The following is an 8,017-nucleotide window of genomic DNA, read 5'->3' as shown; positions in this document are numbered from 1 at the left end:
GTCGGAGTCGGAGTTTCCGTTGGAGTTGGAGTCGGCGTCGGTGTCGGAGTCGGAGTTGGCGTCGGAGTTGGCGTCGGTGTCGGCGTCGGCGTCGGAGTCGGAGTTTCCGTTGGAGTTGGAGTCGGCGTCGGTGTCGGAGTCGGAGTTGGCGTCGGAGTTGGCGTCGGTGTCGGCGTCGGCGTCGGAGTCGGAGTTTCCGTTGGAGTTGGAGTCGGCGTCGGTGTCGGAGTCGGAGTTGGCGTCGGAGTTGGCGTCGGAGTTGGAGTCGGCGTCGGTGTCGGCGTCGGAGTTGGCGTCGGTGTCGGAGTTGGTGACTCCAAGTCGTCATTTGCGATCGTACCTATGCCCGTCCCTTTGGTAATAGTCGCATTGACAGCGGTGCTGAGGTTGACGTTAAATGTTTCGTCAGTTTCAAACTTAGAATCGCCGTTGACAGCAACAGTAATGGTTTTTGTCGTTTCCCCGGCATTGAAGGTGAGGCTGCCTGTTGCCGCCGCGTAATCGCTATCAGCAGTGTTAGCAGTACCGTCTAACGTGGCGTAATTGACGGTGACGGGCAAGCTATAAGCTGCTGAGAGAGTGGCGGTAAAGGTGGCGCTAGCAGTACCCGTATTGCCCTCGGTAACAACTACATCACCGATCGAGATACTAGGAATATCATCATTGGCGATCGTAGCAGTGGCGGTGCTGGTGGTGATAGTCGAACTTTCCGGCGCTGCGGTCAAATTTGGGTTGCTGAGAGTGACGGTAATTGTCTCGTCAGGTTCAAATGCGGTTTCGCCCAAGACATCCACAGCAATAGTTTTAGTTGTTTCGTTGGCGGCAAAGGAGATCGTCCCTGTGGCGCTAGTAGCCCCCGCAGCATTGATAATATTGTAGTCTTCGCCGTCGATCGCGGTACCGGCGATCGCATAATCTACTGTACTCGCTACCCCTGTTCCGCCGCTGCGAGTGACGGTGAAAGTGACGGGTTGAGTGCCGGAGTTGCCTTCTGTTAAGGAACCTGTGGCTGGATTTGTGAGTGCGATCGCATAAGCAATCGAGTCATTGGCTGCAATAGTCACCGTAGCATTGCTGCTGGCCGGTGCGATCGCATAATTCCCATTTCCCAAATTCAGTCGCAGCGTTTCTGCAACCTCCGGTATTGCGTCATCAACCGGAGTCAGAATCACATCCACAAAGCTTTGCCCGTTGGGAATAGTGACGGGAAAGGTACTGCCCAAATTGTAGTCAGCAGCAACGGCGGTGCTACTGGCATCAATAGCGAGATTCACCGTCAAATTACCGGCTGTGCTACCACTGCGGCTAACGCGGAAAGTGCCTGTGTCGATCGGGTTTTCCGAGGCTGAATTATCGAAGGCGGTGATGCTGACAATCTGCTGTAATTCAACAGCGCCGATGTCAACAGCAATGCCAGAAGGCCGAGTTAAGCCACGCTGATCCGTAGCAGGTGCGATCGCGCTACCCGCATCGATCGCGGGACTACCTACATTCAGCGCGTGGGTTTGCGTGGGGCCGCCGTTATTTGCCAGCGCTGCCAAATTCGGATTGATGGGAGTGCCAGCAGTGCCTACTAGATCGCCCTTAACACCGTTTGTGAAGCCAGCACCAGTACCGATGCCAATTAAGTTATTGCCATCACTTGTAAATGTGCCGTCTACATCGGGGTTTAAAACAGTAGCCGTGTTTCCAGCAATGATGGTGTTGCGGACATTTGCCGTCAAGGTATTGAAGATGCCGCCGCCTTGGTTTGTTGCACTATTGAGAGTAAGAGTGCTACTTCTCAGATCCAGCGTACCGCCATTTCTGATCGCGCCAAAGTTGGTTGCGGTGTTGCCAGAAAACGTGCTGTTGGTAATGGTTGCCGCGCCCTCGTTGACGATCGCACCTCCATTTTGTGCAGCCTGATTGCCATTGAACGTGCTGCTGGTGACACTTAATGGCTGGGCATCGTTTCTGATCGCACCGCCATCAGCCGCCGAAATGTTGTTAGTGAAAGTGCTGTCAGCAATGCTTAACAGTTCGCCCCCGCCTCGGTGGTAGATCGCGCCGCCACCGTCGGTGTTTTGGGAACTATTGCCAGTAAACGTGCTGCCAGTAATGTTTACCGAACCGGTATCGATCAGGATGGCACCTCCGCCTTGGCTAGCTGCCGTCGCTGTGTTTTCGGTGAAAGTGCTGCCAACAATGTTTAAAATACCGCCACCCTGCCTGATCGCGCCGCCGCCGAAAGCAGTAGCGGTATTGGCAGTAAACGTAGAACTCGTGATGGTCACCGTGCCGCCATTGTTGAAGAGAGCACCTCCTGCCCCAGCGACATTGGCGGAGAAGGTAACGTTTGTAAGGTTCAGGGTGACACCAAAGGCGTTATTAATGCCACCAGTCCCGTTAGCAAAGGTGAGGTTAGAAATGCTAACAGGGCCGGTATTAGTGTTAAGTATCTGCACTGCGCTGTTACCGCTGACTGTCAGGTTGGCTGCCCCAGGGCCGTTCAGACTCAGGCTTTCATTAATAGTTGGCAGTGTCGTAGCAAGGGTAATTGTGCCAGTAATGCCAGTCAGGTCAATAATATCTGGGCCTGCAGTAGCATTCGCTTGGGTAATAGCATCTCGCAGCGATCCTAAGCCGGAGTCGTTGGTGCTGGTGACTGCGAAAGTATTTAAAACACGATCGTAACTTGCGATCGCCTCTTGGGTGAATGCCAAAGGTGTTTCAATCGAACCAATTGTTACTTCTAAATCCCAGTCACCGCCTAATGCAGCACTTCCTGTCAGGTTTTTGGAGGCGGCGATGTCTGCACCTGTGAGTTGATTGAGGCGCTGCAAGAACGATCGCCCTGCTATCGGTGGGGCGATCGTTTTTGCAGCCACGTTGCAACCGTACAGGAGGATATCGGCGTTAGGGGCTAAAGCCTTTTTCCACTGCTGAAGTCGATCGCCGTATTCGTCTAGATTGTCAGAATTTAGCTGAATTGACCCCAGGTGCAAAATTCCAGGCCCGCCGTGAGAAACAATGTGAACGGCGTCCAGATCGGTGTAGCTAGCTAATAACTCTGTAATTTGCTCGACTCCATCCCCCGCCCGATCGAGTATAAATATCTCTTTCCTTGGTTCGGGGCTTGGTGCAAGGCTTTGATAATCTTCAACGGTTGGGTCAATGACAACTATTTGCGTAATTTTTTCCATGATCGATTTTCCTCGTAGATGCAAAGGAAATGGAGCTTAAAAGCGACGATCGTCTTGCCAAAAGAATTCAAATTAGTATTGACAAATAATCATTTGAATCCACTAGCTAGGTTTGGGAAAGCTTGTAAAAGGCAAGATATAAGGCTTAAGTCATAAGCAGCTTAGAGTCTTACTAAGACAACACAAGGAGCAAATTTGTTCCCAATCGCAAAAATTAGTCAGTAAATATAGCTATCAACCCGATCGCGCCTTCGAGCCCCGACTTCTTTAAGAAATCGGGGCTCTGTTCTGTTTATTCAGGTGGGCTTTCTTATTTCGAGACAGAGGCGAGAATGCTTTCCATCTCAGAAAGCTCGATCGCCCCGGAGAAAGTTTGGCCGTTCATAATAAAAAATGGAGTGCCTTCAATGCCCAGTTGTTGAGCGAGTTGCACGTCTTTGGCAATGGCGGCTTCGGCGGCGGGGCTGTTGCGATCTGTGTTGAATTTATCTAATTTTAGATTGAGCTTTTGGGCGATCGATCCGTACAATGGTTCGCCTAACTCTTTCTGCCCTTCAAACAAAGCGCTGTAATATTCCCAAAATTTCCCCTGTTGTTGGGCAGCCCAAGCTGCTTTAGCTGCTGGCAGGGCTTGAGGGTGAATTGAAGTCAAGGGAAAATGCTTGTAAGCTAAAGTAACTTTGTCTTGGTGTTTTGCCATAAACTGCTTGACAGTATCGTGAGCGCGCGCGCAAAACGGACATTGAAAGTCAGAGAATTCTAAAAGTACAATTTGCTGGGAAGGTGATCCCGTACTCGGAGAATCTCCAATAGCAGATTTGGGATTAGTTTTCATCTCCTGCAAAAATGACTGCTGCGCGGCTTTGAGAGACTGCTGCTGCTGTTGCTGGTACGCTTGTACCGACTCTAAAATTACTTGCGGGTTTTCGCGGATAATCTGCAAGACTTGCTCTTTCAACTTGGGATCGACTGAATTGCCAGCCGCTGACTGGGCGGGGGAACAACCGATAAATACCAGGCAACCTACCAGGAGTGCAGCAAAGCACAAGGCTTGCTGGCTGCGGAGTTTTCGCCAAATAGTGGATACGTTCATCTTTTTTTTCTGATTCACGGCAACACTTAATCGTACATTTAATTTTGCGGAGTGTCAGGTATACTGCTGTTGACTGCTGTCGAGCTATTTTTAGCTTTGACCAATAATTAGGCATTGGCACTCGGTAATTCGTAGTCGGTAATTGCCAAGGGATGTTAATCTCTCTAACAGCTACAAGTGCAATAATTAAGATTTCAATCATCGGGATTTATTAAGTATTATGTCTCCTCGAACTACCGCAATCAAAAAGGTTTGTAATGAGGAATTGAGTCTTCAGCATCTTATGAGGACTAGATTCCTCACTAGAAACGCGATCGCGGTTATTTTAGAGGAGTAGATATAAAAAATAAAAGGACGATCGCCCAGGCGATCGTCCTTTTATTTGGTGCAGGTATTATCCGCTTTTAGGCTTGGCTGAACCGGAGATTATTTGCGGTTGTTAAGCCATTTAGCCGCAACTATTCCCAAAATACCAGCAACAATTGGATTTCCCAAAAACTTCATCAAACTCGGCTGTTCTGCCAGCACTTCTCGGAAAATATCTGGGTGATTGTGATAGGTAAACGAGGCCAGCTTGGTAACATCGTCAGCATTCATGCGGCTGGCGTGGTGGGTAGAAAGTCCTAGCTGCTTTTCCAATTGGCGATCGTCCAATCCTCTCTTGCCCAAATGCTTGAAGAATTCCCGCGCTACATCGTCGCGTTCGTTTGGCTTAATTTGGGCGATCGCCTTTTGCAATTCCGGTTCCAACTGCGCCGGCGGGAGGGAGTCGTGATTCAGGGAACGCCCGAATAATTGTTTGCGCTGAGCAGGCGAAGTTCTCTGAGCAAAATCGTCAAAGTTTTCGTAATCTTCACCAGTTGTCTCCGGCATCATTTCTCGATCGCCCTGGGCTAAATCGTTCATGATTTGACGCTTGTAATTATCGCTGCTACTCATGGTAACTCTCTTCCAATCTACACAACAGTTCAGTATTAAATTGAGATGCTTTCGCCTTCCAAAAACTGCGAAATATTAAACCGCCACGCGGCTATCATTTAAGCTTGCTAACCAGGTCAAGACTTGTATTCAATCTGATTTGATTGCTGGTCGTACTTAGCAGTCAAAATCAGTTTTTTGTCAGGAGCGTAAACCAAAACACTTACATCCTGATTTGGGAAATTGCGGTGAAAACCTTGTGCTAAAGATTTCGCCAAATCTTTCACTTCAGTCGGGCGGACTTGCGGGGTAATTACAACTCCCAATTTGTTATTGTCGCGGACGTAAGCATCCTGAACCAAGCCATGAGCCGTCTTTGTTACCCATTGACCAAAATCTTGACCTGCTGCAGTATTGCCACGTTCTAGCTGGGCGTAATAACCCTGACTGCCACCAATTGCTCCAGGTACATCACTCGGTTTTTGGGCTGAAACGCTGGGCGCGCAGGCAGTAGTAATAGCCAGCATTAATACCAATAGTACGCCCGCAATTATTTTGCGACTCTGCTGCAATAAACTCACCTTTTTTCCTCCGTTCTGAAAACAAGTTGAATACTTGAAAGGGTCAGGTTGCTCGACCCTTTCAATTAGTATGAAGCTTAGTCTAGTTTCTTTTTGAGCTCATCTTTTACATCTTCGATCGCGTGACCAGCTTCAGCTTTGGCCTGCTTGGCTTTGCCTTCTGCTTTATCCTTCGGATCGCCAGTAACATTGCCTATGGCTTCTTGAGCAGCGCCTGCGATGTTGTTACCAGTTGCCTTTGCTCTATCTTCAACGCTCATGGTTTTCTACCTATGTGTATCTAATTTGACATTTTTTACTTAAACTCATCATAGGTAACCAGGAACTGCATTGCACTCTACCTCTAGGAAGAAACAACGAATAACAAATGGAATAGGGAATATGGAATAGGGAATATGGAACAGATCTTTTCCGTCTTGAAGCAACTGCCACTTTACCTACTTATTTTTTTTGTACCTTTTATGCTGGTTGCAATGAAGTAGTTATGTTAAAAAAAATCTTGGGTGTACTGGTTACCATACACCCAAAAAATTTTAAGTAATAAAAAAATATTTTAATTTTTTTTATTTAATTCTGCCTTCTGCGTTCCCAAGGCGAGTGTGGGCAACACCACATTTTACCCACACCCTCAAAAAAACCTATTAGTTTTAATCTACCTTGTGATGACATTCTTCATCTATTTTGTGCTGAAGTTCTTCTTTTAACTGTTCTACAGCGCGCATAGTTTGAGCATCTTCTTTTTTTTGCTGACCGAGGGTTTTTTCTGTTTCCTCACTGAGCAATATTTCCCTAGATTTTGGTAGTGTGACTTGATTTTTGCTGTCCGTGTGGTTCGCGTTTTCTTGACTATTCATTAGTTTTTCCCCTATTGTTTGCAAAATTTATTTTTAACAAGGGTACTTAGAAGTTAACCTTATATCTATTGTAAGGGAAATCACGAAGGCTTTCCTCTGTCTGAAGGGAGATAGGGGCTGGTGAAGAGTTTTGAGTTTTGAGTTTTATAGTTAAGATAAATTACGGAAACTTCCATTAGCCGCAAAGGATATAGCTGAAGGGGAATAGTGCGTGAGATTGCTTGCTCAGTCGCAAGGCCCGGACAGTGAATGACTTGGGGAAAGGGGAGGAGGGGGGAGAATTTTTCTGTGGCGCGATCGTCATAAGTACCTTTTGTAGTTTGTTTGATGAGGCTGTTTCGACAGCTTTGACATACTCCCCGACCGTCGCGGATGGAAATTCTAATTCATGGTTCATCGAAATCCACTTGCTATCTCAGGGTGCATCGTCAATAGTAGAGGGGGCATTCTCCCCACGCTTTCCCTCTTTAGGGGCGGATTCCCCTTGCCCAGAGATACCGTTTTGCTGCTCCAGCCCTAGCACCTTCAATCCCTTTTTCACAATAATTAAAGTCAGTGAAGGAGTCGCCTCCTCCACTCCTCTCCAAACCAGAACGTGATAGTTGCCCATCATTCCGATCCTCAATAAAACGGCTGTTGTCATCAGTACGTCATTACCAACATATCATTTTCCCACGCCCAAAGGCTTGGTTCCAGCAGTGGCTTAGGTTTAGCACTTTTGCAGCTAGATTTGTGGCTCTTTCGTACTTACTAGGCTAAAATTTTAGTAAATAGTTTGTATCAAAGTTAATTCTGAAAACATAATGACCAAACTGCTAAACCTACCCGGAGTTATAGTAGAAGACAGCAGACAAACAGATGAAACATTAATTTTCGATACTTCAAGTAGAGACAAAAACGGCAATCTGCCCACAACGTCGTCGAAGTAGTCATCAAAATCAGGAACATTTAGTTAAAGATTTACCGATGGGGAATCGAGAAGTAGTTTTAAGAGTAAATGGGCGACAATTTAAGTGGGATACTTGTGAAAAACCTTTCAGTAAAACTTAAAATTTGTAGCCCAACGTCGAAGTTTTACTAATAAATAGGCATAAATGAGTGCATAATATACGATCCGTAGCGACGTTAATAACCTAGTTAAAAATCACGATCGACCAATGAATAAGTCTGTAAATGGTAATGTTTATAACTGAGTCACTCAGGCCCATTTATGTAGGCCAACTCAAACGGTTAGGTATAGATAAAATTAGTTTTGTTAAAAGACAAAGAAAATTTTACTATCGGAATAGTATGCCACCAATCACCAATCAGGGTGCATCTCACTTTGGCAAATGTGTCAAAAAAGAGATAAAATGAAAAAGCTAGTAAAATCGTTAAATAAAGATG

The 8,017-nt window shown here is 46.7% G+C and carries 9 protein-coding genes; 2 read left to right on the top strand and 7 right to left on the bottom strand.

Annotated elements, in window-relative coordinates; translation table 11 throughout:
* The 7 genes from QUA33_RS26965 to QUA33_RS26935 form a co-directional block, all read right to left on the bottom strand.
* Positions 1–3,185 (bottom strand): DUF4347 domain-containing protein (locus QUA33_RS26965; RefSeq protein ID WP_333152682.1); only part of this gene is annotated, 3,185 nt, incomplete at its 3' end.
* A 310-nt stretch (positions 3,186–3,495) separates the two neighbouring features.
* Positions 3,496–4,278, bottom strand: a complete 783-nt coding sequence (locus QUA33_RS26960) for a DsbA family protein (RefSeq protein ID WP_333099766.1) — start codon at positions 4,276–4,278, stop codon at positions 3,496–3,498.
* Positions 4,279–4,704: 426 nt separating this feature from the next.
* A complete protein-coding gene (locus QUA33_RS26955) occupies positions 4,705–5,217 on the bottom strand; it encodes a hypothetical protein (protein ID WP_333099765.1) in 513 nt (170 codons plus the stop codon).
* Positions 5,218–5,333: 116 nt separating this feature from the next.
* Positions 5,334–5,777 (bottom strand): hypothetical protein, encoded by a 444-nt coding sequence (locus tag QUA33_RS26950; RefSeq protein WP_333152680.1) that lies wholly within the window; start codon positions 5,775–5,777, stop codon positions 5,334–5,336.
* Positions 5,778–5,854: 77 nt separating this feature from the next.
* Complete coding sequence (locus tag QUA33_RS26945) at positions 5,855–6,037, bottom strand: CsbD family protein (protein ID WP_333099762.1); 183 nt, start codon at positions 6,035–6,037, stop codon at positions 5,855–5,857.
* A 387-nt stretch (positions 6,038–6,424) separates the two neighbouring features.
* Positions 6,425–6,631 (bottom strand): hypothetical protein, encoded by a 207-nt coding sequence (locus QUA33_RS26940; RefSeq protein ID WP_333152678.1) that lies wholly within the window; start codon positions 6,629–6,631, stop codon positions 6,425–6,427.
* 415 nt (positions 6,632–7,046) lie between these two features.
* The gene (locus QUA33_RS26935) at positions 7,047–7,274 is read right to left on the bottom strand and encodes a hypothetical protein (RefSeq protein WP_333152676.1); all 228 of its coding nucleotides are present in this window, start codon (positions 7,272–7,274) and stop codon (positions 7,047–7,049) included.
* Positions 7,275–7,434: 160 nt separating this feature from the next.
* On the opposite strand from QUA33_RS26935, the gene QUA33_RS26930 reads away from it, so the two are divergent.
* Both QUA33_RS26930 and QUA33_RS26925 read left to right on the top strand, forming a co-directional pair.
* Entirely contained in the window at positions 7,435–7,560 is a 126-nt protein-coding gene (locus QUA33_RS26930) for a hypothetical protein (RefSeq protein ID WP_333152674.1), read from the top strand.
* Positions 7,508–7,681, top strand: coding sequence for a transposase family protein (locus QUA33_RS26925; RefSeq protein ID WP_333152684.1), 174 nt, complete (start codon positions 7,508–7,510; stop codon positions 7,679–7,681). Before QUA33_RS26930 ends, QUA33_RS26925 begins: the two co-directional genes overlap by 53 nt.
* Positions 7,682–8,017 lie beyond the last annotated feature (336 nt).

Origin of the sequence: Microcoleus sp. Pol14D4, assembly GCF_036701245.1 — a bacterium.
In the GTDB taxonomy this organism is placed as follows: domain Bacteria; phylum Cyanobacteriota; class Cyanobacteriia; order Cyanobacteriales; family Microcoleaceae; genus Microcoleus.
Note: the sequence above shows the minus strand (reverse complement) of the source record. Positions and strands in the feature narration are given on the sequence as shown.

What these genes read in the sequence shown, in the direction of transcription:
- QUA33_RS26960 (WP_333099766.1), bottom strand. Translation starts at nt 4,278, where the DNA reads ATGAACGTATCCACTATTTGGCGAAAACTCCGCAGCCAGCAAGCCTTG.
- QUA33_RS26955 (WP_333099765.1), bottom strand. Translation starts at nt 5,217, where the DNA reads ATGAGTAGCAGCGATAATTACAAGCGTCAAATCATGAACGATTTAGCC.
- QUA33_RS26945 (WP_333099762.1), bottom strand. Translation starts at nt 6,037, where the DNA reads ATGAGCGTTGAAGATAGAGCAAAGGCAACTGGTAACAACATCGCAGGC.
- QUA33_RS26940 (WP_333152678.1), bottom strand. Translation starts at nt 6,631, where the DNA reads ATGAATAGTCAAGAAAACGCGAACCACACGGACAGCAAAAATCAAGTC.
- QUA33_RS26935 (WP_333152676.1), bottom strand. Translation starts at nt 7,274, where the DNA reads ATGACAACAGCCGTTTTATTGAGGATCGGAATGATGGGCAACTATCAC.
- QUA33_RS26930 (WP_333152674.1), top strand. Translation starts at nt 7,435, where the DNA reads ATGACCAAACTGCTAAACCTACCCGGAGTTATAGTAGAAGACAGCAGA.